Below are 18,534 nucleotides of genomic sequence, written 5' to 3' on the forward strand. Positions count from 1 at the left end.
CGGTCGGCATCCGTTCGATAGGAGCGGAAAGGCGTCCGATTCGGCGCTTACCCGTCCTTGTACAGCTCTCGCATCACATGTCCGAGCTCGGGCACGATCAGGCGCGTCATCGCCAGGCGCACGGCGCCGGTCGAGCCCGGCATCGAGAAGACGGCGGTCGAGCCGATCGTGCCGGCGACGGCGCGGGACAGAATGGCCGCCGAGCCGATGTCCTCCACGAAGCTGAGATAGCGGAAAATTTCGCCGAAGCCCGGTATTTCCTTGTGCAGCTGGCCGCGGACCGCTTCGAACGTCGTGTCCCGGCCGGCGATGCCGGTTCCGCCGTTGAGCAGAACGGCCTCTACGCGCGGATCGTCCGCCGCCTGCCTCAGCAGCGCGGCGATGCCGTCGTAGTCGTCCTTGACGATGGCATAGTCGGCGACCGTATGGCCGGCCGCCTCCAAAAGCTCGCGAATGAGCCGTCCGCTCTTGTCCGTCTCCGGCGTGCGCGTGTCGGATACGGTAAGGATGGAGCAAGCGACGCTGGAGGGAGCCTCCCGGCGGTGCTGCTCGGTTGAATGCGATGTCAATGCCAACGTCTCCTTCTTTAACGGTTTCCTAGAAAATAACAGATATTCGGCAGGGAGACAAGCCGGAACGACGAACCGTCGAACGCCGCGCCCGGTTGATCGGGACGAGGCGCTCGGCGGTTTGCTTTTATCGCACGAACCGGAACCTCCGGTATAGGCCTCCTGAAAGACGCCCTGATCGCAGATACCGACTCCTGTGGGCGGAACGTCCCCGCACGCGAGCCCTAGGGCTGCCTGTCGGGAATCCCCATCGCTCTGTAGACGCCGAGATACGACAGGCGGGTGAGCTGAAGGGCCATATGATCGGGCGAATACACCATGGATTGGGCCAGCCATTTTTTAATCATGCCGTGAACGGAATAACTGACGTAGTCGAGCAGAAGATCCAGCGGAATCAGCAGCTTCTGGTCTTTGCTGATGCTCGAGATGCGGGAGAAAAAGCTTTCGCGGATGACTTCCAGCATCGGGTCCGAAAACAGCGAATGATGGATGCGATTCAGCATCACGGCGTAGAACGTCTTATGCGCGGTCAGATGCTCGAACATTTCGGAGAAATAAGGATCCGGCGCGTCGAAGCTCGGCTTGTAGCCGGAAGACAGGGAGGAGTTGGCCAATTCGGTCAATTCGGCGAGCCTGTCTCCCGTTATTTTTTTCAGCAGGCGTTCCTTGTCCTCGTAATGCGCGTAGAAAGTCGACCGGTTGACGTTCGCGCGTTCCGTGATGTCCTTGATAATAATCGAATCGTAATCCTTCTCGGCGCAGAGGGAGAGAAAGGCGTCGACGATCAACTGCTGGGTGCGGCGAATGCGGCGATCCAATTGTACGCCGTCCTGAGAGGCTGGCACTTTGAATTCCTCCTTAAACAACACATTTAATGAATGGGTTGGATATCCGACAAAACGAAAAAAACAATCAGCGCGATTCCCCCCGACTTCTTCCCCTACAGAATCTTTCCGCGTGTAGGGTTATTTCTCCGTTAACCGATAAATTGCGATTACATGTTGTTTAACCGTCAAAAATAGCAAAATCAATTGTTGTCATCCGGATTGTATTAGCTATCATAGGGAATAAATCAGACAAAATCAATCGGAATATTAGGCTAAATTTCGAGAGGAGCATTGCGGCGTTGAGGGGAGATAAATTTCTGGAGAGCTTGAACGACGGACGCAGCGTCTGGTTCGAGGGCAAGAAAATCGATCGCATTCGCGAGCACCCCGCGTTCCAAGGAACGTTGGGCACGATCCGGGATTTGTTCCAGACGCTGGACGATCCCGAGCTCAGGGAGCGGGTCGGTTATCGGGTGGAGGGGAGCGAGCGTTACGCGCACAGTTCGTTTCTCGTTCCGTATACGCCCGAGCATCTGACCCGGAGGAATCGCTCGTTCTCCTTCTGGTCGGCGGAGACGCACGGCATGATGAGCCGGCTGTCGGATTACGCGAGATCGCTCGTCACGGGATGGTATGCCGCCCGCCATGAGCTGAAGGCGCTCGATCCCGGCTTCGAGCTGAAGATCGCTTCGTATTACGAGCATGCGAGAGACAACGACCGGTTTCTGACGACCGCGATCATCGATCCCCAGATCGACCGATCCAGCGGCCTGGACGACCGGCGGATCGCGGAGCGGTTCCTGCACGTCGTTCGGGAGACGGAGGAGGGCATCGTCATCCGGGGCGCGAAGATGATCGCCACCGGGGCGCCTTATACGCACGATTTCATTCTGTCTTCCTTCCTCAAGTTCGACGTCAAGGATACGAAACACGCCCACGTGCTGATCGTTCCCGCCAATTCGCCGGGGCTGCACATTGTCTGCCGGGAATCGTTCGCCGATTCGCGCGAGCAAAATCATCCGCTCGGCGCCAAGTACGACGAGATGGATGCGGTGCTGTTCTTCGACGACGTGCTCGTTCCGTGGGAGCGGGTGCTGCTGTACGGCGATTCGCAGAAGGTGCTCGCTCTGAGAGCCAATCGGACGGCGAACGCGCTCGCCTATCACCAGAACGTCGTCCGCTTCGTCGCCAAGCTGGAGTTCATTACGGGAGTCGCGTTTGCGGTGGCCGAATCGATCGGCGTGTCCGGCTTCCTGCACGTTCAGGAGAAGCTGGGGGAGCTGATTGTTCAGATCGACGTCATCAAAGCGCTGATCATCGCCTCCGAGGCGCAAGCGAAGACCGACGTCTCCGGCGTTCTCGTCCCGGAAATTTCGTTTATCGATTCGGCGAGAAGCATCGGCACGAAGTTTTATCCGCGGGCGGTGGAAATTTTGCAGCAGGTCGGCGGCGGAGGCTTCATGCAGACGCCGTCCGGCATGGAGGACTTCTACGGGCCGATCTCCAAGCTGATGCACCTGTATTTCGAAGGGGCGACCGTCAGCGCGGAAAAAAAGGTGCAGCTGTTCAAGCTGGCATGGGACTTGATCGGAAGTCCGCTGGGCTCGCGGCACGAGCTGTACGAGAGATTTTACGCCGGAGATCCGGTGAGAGCTTATGCCAATCAATATATCGGCTACGACAAGGACCGCTTGATCGACCCGATCTGGGATCTGCTGAAGCAGACGAGCAAGAGCGTGGGAACGAGAGGCTGACGAGTCAGTCCGCAACGAAGGAGAGAGAAGAAGATGGAAATGTTCTGGTTTATCCCGACGCACGGGGACGGCAGATATTTGGGCACGAGCGAAGGCGCCCGGGCGGTCAGCTACGCCTACTGCAAGCAGATCGCGCAGGCGGCCGACGAATTGGGCTTCAGCGGCGTGCTGCTGCCGACCGGGAAATCGTGCGAGGATTCGTGGATCGTCGCTTCGACGCTGGTGCCGGCGACGGAGCGCCTGAAGTTTCTGGTCGCCGCGCGTCCGGGCTTGATGGCTCCGACGATGGCGGCGAGAATGACGGCGACGCTGGATCGGTTCTCGAAAGGGAGATTGCTGATCAACGTCGTCGCCGGAGGAGACCCCGTGGAGCTGGCGGGAGACGGATTGTTCCTCAGCCACGACGAAAGGTACGAGGTGACGGACGAATTTCTCTCGATCTGGCGCAAGGAGCTGGAGGGGGGACCGGTCGATTTCGAGGGCGAGCATCTGCGGGTGGAGGGCGGCGAGGTGCTGTACCCGACGGCGCAGAAGCCGTATCCGCCGCTCTACTTCGGAGGCTCCTCCGAAGCGGCGATGAAGGTGGCCGCGGAGCACGTCGACGTCTACTTGACCTGGGGCGAACCGCCGGCGCAGGTGGCGGAGAAGATTGCCCGCATGCGCGCGCTGGCCGCAGAGAAGGGGCGAACGCTCAAGTTCGGCATCCGGCTTCACGTCATCGTGCGCAAGACGGAAGAGGAGGCATGGCGCGCCGCCGACGAGTTGATCGAGCATCTCGACGACGAGACGATCGCCTCGGCGCAGCGGATTTTCTCCCGAATGGATTCGGTGGGCCAGAATAGAATGTCCCAGCTTCACCGGGGAGACCGCTCTCAGCTGGAGATCAGCCCGAACCTGTGGGCCGGCATCGGCCTCGTCCGCGGCGGGGCGGGCACGGCGCTCGTCGGTAGCGCGGACAACGTCGCGGCCCGGATTCGGGAATACGCCGAGCTCGGGATCGAGACGTTCATTCTGTCCGGGTATCCGCATCTGGAAGAAGCGTACCGGACCGCGGAGCTGCTCTTCCCCAGGCTGCCGCTCCGACGGGAGGACGAAGCGGACGCGCGGGCGTTCATCAGCCCATTCGGCGAGATGATCGCCAACAACAAAATTCCGGAAAGGCGCGCGAGGACCGGAGCGGACAAGGCCGCCCCGCAGACGTCGCAATCGTAGGATGCGCCGGCGAGGAGGAATGGAAGAATGAGGCATAGGGAAAGCGCATGGGGGAGCGGTCCCTCCGAAGGCTACGAGCGGCTCGCCTCGCGATTCAGGCCGACGTTCCGCCGCATTCGGGAGGGGGCCGTGCAGAGGGAGCTGGACCGGAAGCTGCTGCACGAAGAGATAGGCTGGCTGAAGGCGGCCGGATTCGGGGCCGTACGCATTCCCCGCGAGGAGGGAGGGGCAGGGGCCGCGCTTCCGGAGCTGTTCCATCTGTTGATCGAACTGGCGGAAGCGGACTCCAACCTGCCGCAAGCGCTGCGTATTCATTTCGGCTTTGTCGAGAGAATTCTGGGCTTGCCGGACAGTCCGCTGCGGAGAAGGTGGCTGCAGCGCCTGGCGGACGGCGACATCGTCGGCAACGCTCTGACCGAGATCGGGGAAGCGAAGGTGGGCAGCTATTCCACGAGATTAACCGCCGAAGAGGAACGGCTGCGGCTGCGCGGCGTGAAGTTCTACTCTACGGGGACGATCTACTCCGATTGGATCGTCGTGGGAGCGACGGCCGACGACGACAGCCTCGTGACCGCGATCGTCCCGGCTTCCGCCGAAGGCGTGATCATCGCCGACGACTGGACGGGATTCGGCCAGACGCTGACCGGCAGCGGAACGACGACGTTCGTCGGCACGCCGGTCGATGGGGATGAGGTGCTGGCCCGCGATACTTACGCGAAGTACGCGACGGCATTCGCCCAGATGGTCCATTTGGCGACGCTGGCGGGAATCGCCAGAGCCGCCGCAAGGGACGTCGCCGAGCAGGTTGCGGAGCGGCGGAGGACGTATTCGCATGCGTCCGCCTCCCGAGCCGCCGAAGATCCGCAGGTGCTTCAGGTCGTAGGAAGGGTGCGCAGCCAGGCTTACGCCGCGGGCGCGATCGTCCTGAAGGCGGCGGAAGCGGTGCAAAGAGCCTGCGACGCCCAGTCGTCCGGGGACCCCGATCTGCAGGATACGGCAAATGTCGAAGCGGAGATCGAAACGGCCCAAGCGCAGACGATCGTAGCGAGACTGACGCTCGACGCCTCGGCCTCGGTCTTCGATGCGCTCGGCGCGTCCGCGACTGTTCGAACGAAGGGAATGGACCGCTACTGGCGCAATGCCCGCACGATCGCTTCCCACAATCCGCTGATTTACAAAGAAAGAATCGTCGGCGATTACGCGGTGAACGGAACGCGTCCGCCGTTCGCTTGGCAGACGGGATTGGCAACCGAATAGCGCAACGAGCAAACGTTGACCAGACAACTGGAGACATTGGCGCGGCCAGCCGCCGCCCGTGTCTTCTTTTTTAAATAAACAGAGAACCAAAACCGAAGGAGTGTTCCATTCATGAGAAAACCTGCTCTAACTCTGCTGACAACCGCATTCGTCGTCCTGGCCCTCGTGCTCGCGGCTTGCGGGAAGAAAGACGACGCAAGCTCGCCCGCCGCGGCGAGTCCGGCTTCCGGATCTCCGTCCGTCGCTTCCGCCGAGCCCGCGAAATCCGCCGAACCGCCCGAGCCCGAGGACAAAGTCATCCGCCACATTATGAGCGACGCCGGCTTTAACGCGGAGATCGTGCAAATTTTGAAGGAGGAGCTGGCCAAAGACGGCTACGAGCTCGAGCACATCGTCGTCAACGACATTATCCAGCCGAACAAGATCGTCAACGACGGCGACGCGGACAGCAACTCCTTCCAGCATGAAGCTTATTTCGATCAATTCGTGAAGGATCAAGGCTTGAAGAACATCTCGAGAGCGTTCTACACGACGTTCACCCCTTCCGGCCTGTACTCCAAGAAGTACAAGTCGTTCGACGAGGTGCCGGACGGCGCGCTGATCGGCATTCCCGTCGATCCGGCGAACAACGGCCGGGCGCTGTTCATGCTTCGGGATCTGGGGCTGCTTGAGCTTAAGGACGGCGTGGAAGTGATTCATGCGACGCTTAAGGACATCACGGGCAATCCGCATAAATTCAAGTTCAAGGAAGTCGACCAACTGATGCTGCAACGCACGCTCGACGATGTGGACGTCGGCTTCCTGTTCGCGGGCACGGCGGTTCAGATCGGCTACAATCCCAAGCAGGACGCGCTGGCGCTGGAGACGGGAGACGAATTGCCGTACAAAGGCATCGTGGCCGCGAATAACGACGTGATCGGCTCTCCCAAAATCAAGGCGCTGCAGAAAGCGTACGAAAGCCAGGCGATCAAGGATTTCTACAAGGAGAAGTACGGAGACGCGATCGATACGCTGGAGCATCTGAATCAATAAGCCGGGTCGAATTGGCCGCCGCCGCTCAGCCGCGGTCAGGGCGGCCTGCCCGAACAAGGAGCGATCGAAATGATAACCCTGCAAAATATAAGCAAGACGTACGCGACGGAAGGAGGACCGCTTCATGCGGTTTCCTCCGCTTCCCTGCAGGTCGAGCAAGGAGACATTTACGGATTGATCGGCTTCAGCGGCGCGGGCAAATCGACGCTGCTGCGGACGATCAATCTGCTGGAGCGGCCCGAAGAGGGCGCCGTCGTCGTGGACGGGGAGGATCTGACGAAGCTGAGTATCCGCGAATTGAGGAGGAAACGGCTGTCGATCGGGATGATTTTCCAGCATTTCAACCTGCTGAACAACTTGAGCGTGTACGACAACGTGAGCTTCCCGCTCGAGATCGCGAAGGTGCCGAAGGCCGAGCGGCGGAGCCGGATAGAGACCTGCCTGGAGACGGTCGGCTTGTCGGATAAGGCGAAGGCGTTCCCGGCGAAGCTGAGCGGAGGACAGAAGCAGCGGGTTGCGATCGCCCGGGCTTTGGCGAACGAGCCGAAGATTCTGCTGTGCGACGAGCCGACGTCCTCCGTCGATCCGCAGACGACGGGCAGCATTCTGGCCGCCCTGCGGGACATCAACCGCAAGCTGGGCATCACGATCGTGATCGTGACGCACGAGATGAACGTCATCAAGGCGATCTGCAACAAGGTCGCCGTCATGGAGCACGGGAAGATCGTGGAGAAGTTCGACCTGCGCGAGAAAAATATCGTTCCGCAGTCCAACATTGCCCAATATCTGTTCAAAAACGAAATTTCGCTGGAAGGCGAAAGGGAGAGGGAGAAGGAGGCGCAGTATGCTTGACAACGTAATCTATGCTTGGCCGGAGCTCGTCAAGGCGCTGCTGGAGACGCTCTACATGCTCGTGCTCACGATTCCGATCGCCGTCGCCATCGGCACCCCGCTCGGGACGATCCTGTTCCTGACGCGCCCGGATTCTTTTCTCAAGTGGCCCAGGTTCTACGTCATTCTTAACGGAATCGTGAATCTGGTCCGCTCGTTCCCGTTCCTCATTCTGATGATCGCCATTATCCCGTTCACCCGGCTTGTCGTCGGGACGGCGCTGGGAACGACGGCGGCGACCGTGCCGATGATCATCAACGCCGTTCCTTATTTCGCCAGGTTCATCGAGCAGATTTTGCTGGACGTCAACCGCGGCGTCGTGGAAGCGGCGGAGTCGATGGGGGCGAACAAATTCCAGATCGTCTGGAAGGTGCTGTACACGGAAGCCCGCTCCGGCATCGCCAACGCGATTACGATCGTGACGGTCAGCTTCCTCTCCTACTCCACCGTGGCCGGGCTGGTCGGGGGCGGGGGAATCGGCGACTTCGCCATCCGCTACGGCTATTACCGCTATCAGACGGACGTCATGTTCGTCACGATCGTGATTATGGTGCTGTTCGTTCAGGTGTTCCAGTTCGCGGGCAACTTCGTCGTTCGCAAGCTGGACAAAAGGCTGTAACCCGAGGAAAGGAGACCGGACATGGCGAAAAAAATTCATCTGAACGCGTTCGAAATGAATTGCGTCGGCCATATCGCGCACGGCTTGTGGCGCTATCCGGGCAACAACCGGCACCGCTACACGGATATCCGCTACTGGACGGAGCTGGCCCGGCTGCTGGAGCGAGGCAAATTCGACGCCCTGTTCCTCGCGGACGTCCTCGGCGTATACGACGTCTACAAGCAAGGAGAGGAGACGGCGATCCGCGAGGCGGTGCAGGTGCCCTGCAACGATCCTTTCCTTGTCGTGCCGCCGATGGCGCTCGCGACGCAGCATTTGGGGTTCGCGGTCACCTTCTCGACGACGTACGAGAAGCCGTTCGCCCACGCCAGAAGAATGTCGACCCTGGACCATCTGACGAAGGGCAGAATCGCCTGGAACGTCGTTACTTCCTACTTGCCGGGCGCGGCGCGGAATTTCGGGCTGGACGGCATGATTCGCCACGACGAGCGCTACGAGATCGCCGAGGAGTATCTGGACGTCAGCTACAAGCTGTGGGAGGGCAGCTGGGAGGACGGCGCGGTCGTTCGCGACGCGGAGCGCGGCGTCTACGCCGATCCGGACAAGGTGCATCTCATCTCCCATGAAGGGCGCTACTTCAAGGTGCCGGGCCCGCATCTGAGCGAGCCTTCGCTTCAGCGCACGCCGGTCATCTACCAGGCGGGCAGCTCGGCCAGGGGGCGGGCGTTCGCGGCGAAGCACGCGGAGGCCGTCTTTCTGGGCGGAGGCAGCGTCGAGGCGCTGCGCCGCTACGCCGGGGACATTCGCAGGCAGGCGGCGGCTTGCGGGCGCGATCCCGGGCATCTCAAGCTGATGGCCGGACTGCTGGCGATCGTGGGCCGAACGGAGGAGGAGGCGTGCAGGAAGCTCGCCGACTATCAGGCGTTATACAGCGTTGAGGGCGTGCTGGCGCACTACGGGGGAGGAAGCGGCTACGATCTGTCCGCCTACGATCCGGAGGACGTGCTGGAATACGCCGAGACGGATCACGGCCGGACGGCGGCGGCGCAGTTCACCAAGGACAGCCCGCGTCCGAAGAAGGTCCGCGAGGTCGTGGAAACGCTCGGAACGCTGGGCGGAAGGGGATTGTTCGTCGTCGGAACGCCCGAGCAGGTGGCCGATAAAATCGAGTATTGGGTGGAGGAAACGGGGATCGACGGCTTTAACGTGACGCAGATCGTCTCGCCGGACACGCTGCGCGACTTCGTGGAGCTCGTCGTTCCCGAGCTTCAGCGCAGAGGGCTGTTCCGGGAAGAGTACGAGGAGGAGACGCTGCGCGAGAGGCTGTTCGGGAGAGGGATTCGGAGACTGCCCGAGGATCACCCGGGCGCGGCGTACCGCAAGCAGCCGACTTTGACCTGAAGAGGAGGAAAGGCATGTCGATCAAGATAGAGGCTCTGACGGCGCCCGCGCCGGAGACGATCGGCGCGATCGGGCTCGCGTATCAATTGGGAGAGCTGCCGCTCGATCTGCGCCGCAGAGGCATTCCGGCCGTCCGGGACGCCGAGGGAAATCGGCTGCGATTGGCGGCGCCGGGGACGTCGGAGGACTATTCGATTCAATACGAGAATCCGGCGACGGCTCTCGAACGGTTATCCCGGGGAGAAGACGTCCGGATCGTCGGCCTGGCGCTGCAATATCGCCGGGAAACGATTCTCGTGCGCGCCGACTCGCCGCGGAGAACCGTTGCCGACTTGCGGGGAGCCCGGCTCGGGATCGCCGTCGGCGGCCGTCCGGAGGACGAGATCCGCAAGCGGGAGGCGGCCAGGAACGTGGACATTGCGCTGACCAAAGCCGGGAGCTTGCCCGAGGAGCTCGAATGGGTCGAGCTGCGCGGCGCGGAGGTTCCGGCCGGCGGTCGGCTCGATCTGCAAGCTCTGCTTCGCGGCGAAGCGGACGCGATCTTCGCCGAGGGGGCCCTCGCGGCGGAAGCGCGCCGGCTGCTCGGCGTTCGCGAGCTGGAGGAGTACGTCATCTACGCTCCCGCGATGGCCGTTCTGACCGTCTCGGGCGGACTCGTCCGCGAACGTCCCGAATGGGCGGACCGCATTCTCGCCCATGCTTCGGCGGCTTCCAGCTGGGCGTACGAGAACCGCAAGGAAGCGAACCGGCTCGCGGCCAGGTTGCTCGGCTTGCCGGAGGAGGAGGTCGAATCCGTCTTCTCGGAGCGGCTGCACAGGCAGCTCGGGATCTCCGTTGCCGAAGACAAGTGGGCGCGGCTCGTCTATTGGAAGCGGGAGCTGCTGGCGCTTGGGGCGCTGGAGCGGGATTTTCCGCTGGACGAGGCGCTGGACAAGGAGAGAATTCAGGGGGCGCAAGCGCTTCTGGACGGCGGGGAGATCGAGCTTCCGCAGTCGGAACCGATCTCGGACTACGCCGAGCGGGATTTGCCGCGTTCCTTCTTCTTCGAACGCGGGCCGGCGCGAGTGCTCCGGGACGACGAAGAGGCGCTGGAGGCGGCAAGAGCCTTCGCCGAGGAGATCCGACCGGGCGCTTCGGAGAGAGACCGACGCCGCAAGCTGCCCCTCGAGGAAATGCGGCGGCTTGCGGAGCTGGGGCTGCTCGGGCTGGTCGTGCCGCAAGCGTACGGCGGACCGGACGTAAGCACCCGCACGCTGGTGGAGATTTTCAAGCTGATTTCGCACGCGGACGGAGCGATCGGCCAGATTCCGCAAAACCATCATTTCTTCGTCAAGGCGATCGAGCTGGTCGGCAGCGAGGAGCAGAAGCGCTTCTTCTTCGGCGAGGCGCTGAAGGGGGCCCAGTTCGGCAATGCGTTGGCGGAGAGAGGCGGCGGCAAAGGGGCCAAACGCTTGTCCGCAACGATCCGGCCGGCGGCGGACGGGGACGGCTACGAGCTGTCGGGCAGCAAATATTATTCGACGGGAGCGCTGTATGCCCATTGGATTCCCGTTACCGCCCTGGACGAGGAGGAACGCCGGATGACCGCGTTCGTTCCGAGGCACGCCCCGGGCGTGACCGTACTCGACGACTGGTCGGGCATCGGCCAGCGCACGACGGCCAGCGGCAGCGTCATCCTGCGGGAGGTGCGCGTGCCCGAGCTCCATCTGTTTTCCCACTGGAAGATTTTCGAGGGTCCCCAGCTTTTCTCGGCCTTCGGCCAGATCATGCACGCGGCCGTCGATCTGGGCATTGCCCAGGCGGCGCTGGAGGACGCGGCGGCGTTCGTGAGGGAGCATACGCGTCCCGCTTACGGCAACGGCGCGGCTTCCGCCGCGGAGGAGCCGGATCTGATCCGCCGGTTCGGAGAGCTGGGCATCCGCCTGCAGGCGGGAGAGGCGCTGCTCGACCGGGCGGCCGACGCCGTCGACGCGGCGCGCGCGGAATTGAACGCGGAGACGGCCGGCCGCGCCGCGCTGACGGTCGATTCGGCAAAGTGGCTCATTACGGAGACCGCGGTAGAGATCGCGAACGCCTTGTTCGAAGTCGCCGGCACGTCCTCCATGGACCGCAAGCACAATTACGACCGCCATTGGCGCAACGTCCGCATCCATACGCTGCACGATCCCGCCAGGCTCAAGCTTCATCACGTGGGCAAGTGGTTTCTGAACGGGGTCTATCACGAATACAAAGTCTAGCCGACACTGATAGAAAAGGAGGCGAAGCGATGGGCAAACGGATTATTATGAACGCGTTCGATATGAACGCCGCCATGCACAATTCGCATGGGCTGTGGAAGCATCCCGACAACGAGAGGCATCGGTATACGGATCTGGACTATTGGGCGGACATCGCGCGTCTGCTGGAACGGGGAAAATTCGACGCCCTGTTCCTGGCGGACGTCGTCGGCATCTACGACGTCTACAGGCAAAGCCGCGATCCGGCGATCCGGGACGGCGTTCAGGTGCCGCTGAACGATCCGGCCTTGATCGTTCCGGCGATGGCGTCGGTGACCGAGCATCTGTCTTTCGCCGTGACGGTGACGACCACTTACGAGCATCCTTACGCTCATGCCCGGCGATTCTCCACGCTGGACCATCTGACCGGAGGGCGGATCGCCTGGAATATCGTGACCTCGTATTTGCCGAACGCGGCCCTCAACTACGGCCTGGACCGGATGATCAAGCACGACGATCGCTACGACCTGGCGGACGAGTTTCTGGAAGTCGCGTACAAGCTGTGGGAAGGCAGCTGGGAGGACGATGCGGTCGTTCGCGACGCAGAGCGCGGCGTCTACGCGGAACCGGGCAAAGTTCGGCGGATCGATCACGAGGGCCGCTTCTTCCGGGTTCCGGGACCGCATCTGAGCGAGCCGTCTCTGCAGCGTACGCCGGTGCTGTATCAAGCGGGCAGCTCGGAGAGAGGCAGGGCGTTCGCCGCCAAGCACGCGGAGTGCGTGTTCGTCGGCGGCAATTCGAAGGAATCGCTGAAGTTCAACATTCAGGACATTCGCGACAAGGCGGAGAGGCTGGGACGCGATCCGCAGAGCATCAAGATGTTTACCGGCCTTAACGTCGTCGTCGGAGAAACGGAGGAAGAGGCGGAGAGGAAGCTCGGCGAATACGCCGCCTTGTGGAGCCGGGAAGCCGCGCTGGCGCAGTTCGGCGGCTCCAGCGGCTACGATTTGTCCGCTTACGACCCGGACTCGTATCTGGAATATCGGGCGACCGACCACGGTCAGAGCCGGGCCGCCCAGTTCACGAAGAACGTGCCGGGAAAATTGAAGGTCGGGGAAGTGATGGACCGCATCGGTTCGCTCAAGGCTCGTCAAGGAGGGTTGCGCGCGGGCACGCCAAAGGATATTGTAGATTACATGCAGGAGCAGGTCGAAGAGACCGGGCTGGACGGTTTTAATCTGGCGCATCTGATTACGCCGGGCAGCCTGCGGGAATTCGTCGACCTGGTCGTTCCCGAGCTGCAGAGCCGGGGGCTGTACAAGCGGGACTACGAGCCGGGCACGCTTCGGGAGAAGCTGTTCGGCCCGGGGCGGAGACGGCTTCCGGACAATCATCCCGCCGCCCGGTATCGGAGAACGGCCGATGCCGAAGGTTGAGGAGCCGAAGGCGTACGAGATTATCGATGAAAAAAGGGAGAGGGATGCGATGTATATCTTTCCATCGATAGTCGTTCGGTACGGCGGGGAAACGAAACGATAGGAGGACGACGGACACGATGAAGTATAAGACGGTAGGAAAGACGGGCATTCAAGTATCGGAGTTGTGCTTCGGCACGATGTCTTTCGGCGGCAATGCCGACCGGGAGACGTCCGCGAAGCTGTTCCACCGCTGTCTGGACAAGGGCGTCAATTTCTTCGACAGCGCGAACGTCTACAGCGGAGGCGCGGCGGAAGAGATTCTCGGCGAATTGATCGCGGGCAGACGGGACGAGGTGGTCATTACCTCCAAGGCCGGCTTTCCGTCCGGAACCGACCGCAACGCCCGGGGATCCTCGCGGCGGCATCTGTTTCTGTCGGTGGAGCAGAGCCTGAAGCGGCTCAACACGGACCGCATCGAGTTTTATTTCATCCATACGTTCGACCCGCTGACGCCGATCGAGGAGACGGTTCGCGCGCTGGACGACTTGCGCCGGCAGGGCAAAATTCTGTACCCGGCCGTCAGCAACTGGGCGGCCTGGCAGATCGCCAAGGCGCTCGGCGTCTCCGCGAAGGAAGGCTTGGCCGGCTTCGAGCTGATCCAGCCGATGTACAACCTCGTCAAGCGGCAGGCCGAGGTTGAGATTTTGCCGCTGGCGGAGTCGGAGAAGCTGGGCGTGATCAGCTACAGCCCGCTCGGCGGCGGGCTGCTGACCGGCAAATACGGCGTCGGCAAGCGGCCGGAGTCCGGCAGGCTGGTGGAGCAAGCCAATTATACGAAACGTTACGAGAACGAAAACTATTATGCGATCGCGGACCGGTTCGCCGCGTACGCGAGCGAGCGGGGGATTCATCCGGCGACGCTGGCCGTGGCCTGGACGCTCAGCCACCCCGCGATTACGGCGCCGATTATCGGGGCGCGGAACGTCGAGCAGCTGGAGCCGTCCCTCGCGGCGGTAGATTTGGATTTTACGGAGGAATGGCGCAGAGAGATTACGGCGCTGTCGATCGATCCGCCGCCGGCGACGGATCGCAGCGAAGAGACCGCAAACTGATTTGCCCCGCGAAGAGGCCGTCCCGAGAGTCGTTCACGACCGAGGGACGGCTTTTCTTTATAACCGGGCGCTGCCGTCCGAAGAGGGAGCCATCTTGCCGCATCGGAAGATGGCTCATTCTCGGGAGGAAGCTTCCGCCACCCATTGCACGAATAGTCCTGCGCCCATAGTCAGCGCGTTCTCATCGAGGTCGAAGCGGGGGTGGTGCAGCGGATACGCCGTTTCCTTGGCCGGATCGGCCACCCCCAGAAACGCGAACGCCCCGGGCAGCTCCCGCAGATAGAGGGCGAAATCTTCCCCCGCCAGACTCGGCTTCTCCAGCACGACGACCCGCTGTTCCCCGAACGCTCGCCGTCCCGCCCTCAGCGTCAGCTCCACGGCAGTCGGATCGTTGATCAGCGGAGTGCCGAGACGATACTGCGACGTATAGCTTCCTCCGTATCCGTCCGCGATGGCGGCCGCGCGCGTCTCCAGCAGCCGCTGCAGCTTGTCCACCGCTTCCGGTTGGAATACGCGATAGGTGCCGCTCAGCTCGCTGTCGCCGGCGATCGCGTTGATCGCCGTTCCGGCGTGCAGGGTGCCGAAGCCCAGCACGGCCGGCTCGAACGGATCGAGCTCCGTCGCGACGGCGTATTTCACGTCGGTGACGAACTGGGCGGCCATGGACAGCGCGTCGACGGCCAAATGCGGCGTGCTGTGGTGGCCGTTCAATCCCCGGAATGCGATCCGAAAATGCGTCGAGGCGGCCATTGATTCGCGCCGATGAACGCCGAGCGTGCCGGTGGGCAGCCGCGGCTCCACATGGAGGGCGAAAGCGTAATCGGCGCCCTCCAGCGCGCCGTCCTCGATCAGGTCTTTGCCGCCGCTGATCATCCGCCCGTCGACCGGGCTCGGCAAGGCGCTTTCTTCGGCCGGCTGGAACGCGAAGCGAACCGTCCCGCGCCATTTCTTGCGAAATCGCGTCAGAACGTTGGCCGCGCCGAGCAGCATCGCGACATGGGCGTCGTGGCCGCAAGCGTGCATCGCGCCGTCGTTCCGGGAGCGATGCTCGAACGTATTTTCCTCCCGAATCGCCAGAGCGTCCATGTCGGCGCGCAGCACGATGACGGGACCGGGGCGGCCGCTGTCCAGCGTGCCGACGACGCCTTTGCCGAAATGCTTGCCGACGCCTTCCCGGACATCGATGCCCAATCGTCGCAAGTAATCGGCGACCTTGGCCGCGGTTCGATCGACCTGGAACAGCACCTCCGGGTACCGGTGCAGGTCTCTGCGGATCGCGACGAGCTCGTCCTTTAAGGAATGCGCGTAATCGAGTGCCCCAAGGGTCATGCTTCTTCCTCCTCTATTTCGTGTTCGCGGATCCAAGAACCCGCTTCCGCTTTCTCCAAACCTATCATTTCAAACCGTCTCCCGTCTATTCCGACTATGCTGATATTCAAAGTTTGAATAAAGGTATAGCATTTCTTTATTAGTCAATGCTCGCGATTCGGCCTTACAATGGGTTTATTCTCACTAAGCTTATAGGATTTATTGATTTTACATTGGCGAGAAAAGGAGACATGGAAAAATGGCAGCAACCCGGATCACGATATCAGGAGGAAAACGAAATACGAATTGGAGGGGCTCGCTGGCGAGTCTGCTGGCGCTGGTCCTGTTTCTGGCGGGCTGCGGGAACTCCGGCAGCGGCAGCGATGCGGGCAGCCCCGCGCCGTCCCAACCGGCGGAAAGCGCCGCCGCGGCCGGGAACGCCCCCGTTCCAGGCGGAGAGCTGACTTTCGCGCTGGCGACTTCGCCCGACCATCTCGATCCGCACCGGAGCGGCCTGGCCGTCGCCGTCCGCGTCATTCGGACGTTGTACGACAATCTTGTCGCGCAGGCACCGGACGGGTCGATTCAGCCTTGGCTCGCCAAGGAATGGACCGTCTCCCCGGACGGCAAAAGCTATACGTTCAAGCTTCGCGAGGACGTGAAGTTTCACGACGGCACGCCGTTTAACGCCGAGGCGGTCAAATTCAGCTACGACCGCATTCTGGACCCGGCGACGAAAGCGGCGAACTCCAGCGCGTTGATCCGGCCCTACGAATCCGCGGAAGTCGTCGACGAATATACGATCAAGCTGAATCTCAGCTCGCCCTCCAACGCTTTTCTGGGCAATCTGAGCCAGGCGCTCGTCAGCATCGTATCGCCGACGGCCGCGCGGAAATACGGCGACCAGTTTACGAAAAATCCGGTAGGCACCGGTCCGTTCAAATTCGTGAAATGGGAAGAGAACGCGGCCATTACGGTCGAGCGCAATCCGGATTACAACTGGGCGCCGCCGTTGGTCGAGAACCAGGGGCCGGCTTACCTCGACCGGGTGATCTTCAAGATCGTTCCCGAGGAAGCGACGCGGATCGGGAGCGTGCAGAGCGGGCAGATTCTGGCGGGAGAAACCGTGCCGCCGCAAAACATCGTGTCGCTCGAGCAGGAAGGCAAGCTGCAAATTTTCAAATCCAATACGCAGGGTCTGCCGTACACGCTGTTCATTAACGGCAAGCACGCGCCCTGGAACGAGACGAAAGCCCGTCAAGCGCTGCAGGCGGCCATCGATGTCGACACGATCGTCCAGACGCTGTACCTGGGCACCTACGACCGCGCCTGGTCCGCTCTGACGCCGGGAACGTTGGGGTATGACGCGTCGCTCGAAGGCGGCATCAAGCCCGACCTTGAGAAAGCCAAAAGCTTGCTCGACGAGCTGGGATGGGTTCCCGGCGACGACGGCATCCGGGTCAAGGACGGCCAAAAATTGTCGCTGCATTACGTGGACAGCTCGCCCAACCGCGAGAAGAGGAACGATATCGCGGTCTTCATCCAGCAGCAGCTCAAGGCGATCGGCGTCGCGGTCGAAATCGAGATTACCAAAGACGTGGCCACCGTCGTATTCCAGGGCGCCAACTACGATATTTACGGCAACAGCCAGGTCAATTCCGATCCGGAAGCGCTGCGCGCCTTCTATCATTCGGCTTCCGTTCTGCCGGGAGCGCCGCAGAACCTGCCGGGATACGCCAACCCCGAGCTTGACCGGCTGCTCGATCAAGGGCTGATCGAGACGGACCCGGCCACACGCGTCGATCTGTATAAGCAGGCGCAGCAGATCATTAGCCGCGACGCGGTCATCATCCCGATCTACGTGTTCCCTTACACCGTCGCCGCGGCGAAAACCGTGAAAAATCTGCGGTTCGACGCGCTCGCCTATCCGCTGTTCAATGACGTCGTCATTCAATCTTGATCGGCTGCGAGGAGGACAACGTATGCTCAGATTGGCGGCGGTCCGTCTCTTGACTTCGCTGGTTGTCGTATTCGGGTCGCTGGTGCTCGTGTTCGTCGTCGTTTACCTGCTGCCCGGCGACCCCGTGTCGGCCGTGGTGGACGTCTCCGCGGTGTCGCCGGAGGTGCTGGCCAGTCTGCGGGCGGAGATGGGCGTGGATCAGCCGTTTCATATTCAATTCTTCTCTTATGTCGGAGGAGTGGTGCAGGGGGATTTCGGCCAATCGCTGCTGAACGACGAGCCGGTGCTGCCGAAAATTCTGCAGCATTTCCCGGCGACCTTGACCCTGACGCTGGCCAGCGCCCTGATCGCCGCGTCGTTCGGGATCTGGTTCGGCGTGCTCTCGGCGATTCACCGCAACGGCTGGATCGATATCGCGGCCAGAATCATCGGACTGTTCGGCATCTCCATGCCGACGTTCTGGTCGGGCATCCTGCTGATTCTGATCTTTTCCGTATCGTTGGGCTGGTTTCCGGCCATGGGCTCCGGCAGCCTGCGAACGCTTGTGCTTCCCGCCTTCGCGCTCGGCATCGTCGGAGCCGGCTTCATCGTCCGGCTCGTGCGGAACAGCATGCTGGAAGTGATCAACGAGCCGTTCATTCTGACGCTCCGGGCAAAAGGGATATCCGAACGGCTGGTCATGTACCGCCACGCGCTGAGAAGCGCGCTTATTCCGGCCCTGACCATGATCGGCGTGCTGAGCGGAGAATTGATGGCCGGAACGGTCGTCATCGAAACCGTGTTCGCGCGCCAGGGAATCGGCCGGGTCATTACGGACGCGCTGATGAGCAAGGATCTGCCGGTGGTGCAGGGCGTCGTCTTTTTCTCGGCAGTTATTTACGTGCTGATCAATCTGTTGGTCGATTTGTCCTATAGGTTTATCGATCCAAGGGTAAGACGCGCGCAATAAAAGGAGGCT

At 61.8% G+C, this 18,534-nt stretch carries 15 protein-coding genes; 12 read left to right on the forward strand and 3 right to left on the reverse strand.

What is annotated here, in order from left to right; translation table 11 throughout:
• Nucleotides 1–47 precede the first annotated feature (47 nt).
• Both ACFFT4_RS33100 and ACFFT4_RS33105 read right to left on the reverse strand, forming a co-directional pair.
• Entirely contained in the window at nt 48–569 is a 522-nt protein-coding gene (locus ACFFT4_RS33100; RefSeq protein WP_378053761.1) for a MogA/MoaB family molybdenum cofactor biosynthesis protein, read from the reverse strand.
• 224 nt (nt 570–793) lie between these two features.
• Complete coding sequence (locus tag ACFFT4_RS33105) at nt 794–1,414, reverse strand: TetR/AcrR family transcriptional regulator (protein WP_378053762.1); 621 nt, start codon at nt 1,412–1,414, stop codon at nt 794–796.
• A 281-nt stretch (nt 1,415–1,695) separates the two neighbouring features.
• On the opposite strand from ACFFT4_RS33105, the gene ACFFT4_RS33110 reads away from it, so the two are divergent.
• From ACFFT4_RS33110 to ACFFT4_RS33155, 10 genes are all read left to right on the forward strand, one after another.
• Nucleotides 1,696–3,150, forward strand: coding sequence for a 4-hydroxyphenylacetate 3-hydroxylase family protein (locus ACFFT4_RS33110; protein WP_378053764.1), 1,455 nt, complete (start codon nt 1,696–1,698; stop codon nt 3,148–3,150).
• 33 nt (nt 3,151–3,183) lie between these two features.
• Nucleotides 3,184–4,362 (forward strand): FMNH2-dependent alkanesulfonate monooxygenase, encoded by a 1,179-nt coding sequence (gene ssuD, locus ACFFT4_RS33115; protein WP_378053766.1) that lies wholly within the window; start codon nt 3,184–3,186, stop codon nt 4,360–4,362.
• Between the two features lie 27 nt (nt 4,363–4,389).
• On the forward strand, nt 4,390–5,619 hold the full coding sequence (locus ACFFT4_RS33120) for an acyl-CoA dehydrogenase family protein (RefSeq protein ID WP_378053768.1): 1,230 nt from the start codon (nt 4,390–4,392) through the stop codon (nt 5,617–5,619).
• A gap of 111 nt (nt 5,620–5,730) precedes the next feature.
• Complete coding sequence (locus ACFFT4_RS33125) at nt 5,731–6,651, forward strand: MetQ/NlpA family ABC transporter substrate-binding protein (protein ID WP_378053770.1); 921 nt, start codon at nt 5,731–5,733, stop codon at nt 6,649–6,651.
• A gap of 69 nt (nt 6,652–6,720) precedes the next feature.
• Nucleotides 6,721–7,503, forward strand: a complete 783-nt coding sequence (locus ACFFT4_RS33130; RefSeq protein ID WP_378053772.1) for a methionine ABC transporter ATP-binding protein — start codon at nt 6,721–6,723, stop codon at nt 7,501–7,503.
• Nucleotides 7,496–8,161, forward strand: coding sequence for a methionine ABC transporter permease (locus tag ACFFT4_RS33135; protein ID WP_378053774.1), 666 nt, complete (start codon nt 7,496–7,498; stop codon nt 8,159–8,161). The genes ACFFT4_RS33130 and ACFFT4_RS33135 overlap by 8 nt, the downstream gene beginning before the upstream one ends.
• A gap of 21 nt (nt 8,162–8,182) precedes the next feature.
• The gene (locus ACFFT4_RS33140; RefSeq protein ID WP_378053776.1) at nt 8,183–9,562 is read left to right on the forward strand and encodes an LLM class flavin-dependent oxidoreductase; all 1,380 of its coding nucleotides are present in this window, start codon (nt 8,183–8,185) and stop codon (nt 9,560–9,562) included.
• 14 nt (nt 9,563–9,576) lie between these two features.
• Nucleotides 9,577–11,799, forward strand: a complete 2,223-nt coding sequence (locus ACFFT4_RS33145; RefSeq protein WP_378053778.1) for an SfnB family sulfur acquisition oxidoreductase — start codon at nt 9,577–9,579, stop codon at nt 11,797–11,799.
• Between the two features lie 29 nt (nt 11,800–11,828).
• Nucleotides 11,829–13,214, forward strand: a complete 1,386-nt coding sequence (locus ACFFT4_RS33150; RefSeq protein ID WP_378053780.1) for an LLM class flavin-dependent oxidoreductase — start codon at nt 11,829–11,831, stop codon at nt 13,212–13,214.
• A 119-nt stretch (nt 13,215–13,333) separates the two neighbouring features.
• A complete protein-coding gene (locus ACFFT4_RS33155; RefSeq protein WP_378053782.1) occupies nt 13,334–14,308 on the forward strand; it encodes an aldo/keto reductase in 975 nt (324 codons plus the stop codon).
• A 114-nt stretch (nt 14,309–14,422) separates the two neighbouring features.
• Here the strand turns inward: ACFFT4_RS33155 and ACFFT4_RS33160 are convergent, their stop codons facing one another.
• Nucleotides 14,423–15,637 (reverse strand): M20 metallopeptidase family protein, encoded by a 1,215-nt coding sequence (locus ACFFT4_RS33160; protein ID WP_378053784.1) that lies wholly within the window; start codon nt 15,635–15,637, stop codon nt 14,423–14,425.
• Nucleotides 15,638–15,875: 238 nt separating this feature from the next.
• Here ACFFT4_RS33160 and ACFFT4_RS33165 point away from each other — a divergent pair, with 238 nt between their 5' ends.
• Both ACFFT4_RS33165 and ACFFT4_RS33170 read left to right on the forward strand, forming a co-directional pair.
• Entirely contained in the window at nt 15,876–17,576 is a 1,701-nt protein-coding gene (locus ACFFT4_RS33165) for an ABC transporter substrate-binding protein (protein WP_378053786.1), read from the forward strand.
• A 22-nt stretch (nt 17,577–17,598) separates the two neighbouring features.
• Nucleotides 17,599–18,525 (forward strand): ABC transporter permease, encoded by a 927-nt coding sequence (locus tag ACFFT4_RS33170; RefSeq protein WP_378053788.1) that lies wholly within the window; start codon nt 17,599–17,601, stop codon nt 18,523–18,525.
• Nucleotides 18,526–18,534 lie beyond the last annotated feature (9 nt).

The organism is Cohnella cellulosilytica (genome assembly GCF_042431195.1).
Classification (GTDB): domain Bacteria; phylum Bacillota; class Bacilli; order Paenibacillales; family Paenibacillaceae; genus Cohnella; species Cohnella cellulosilytica.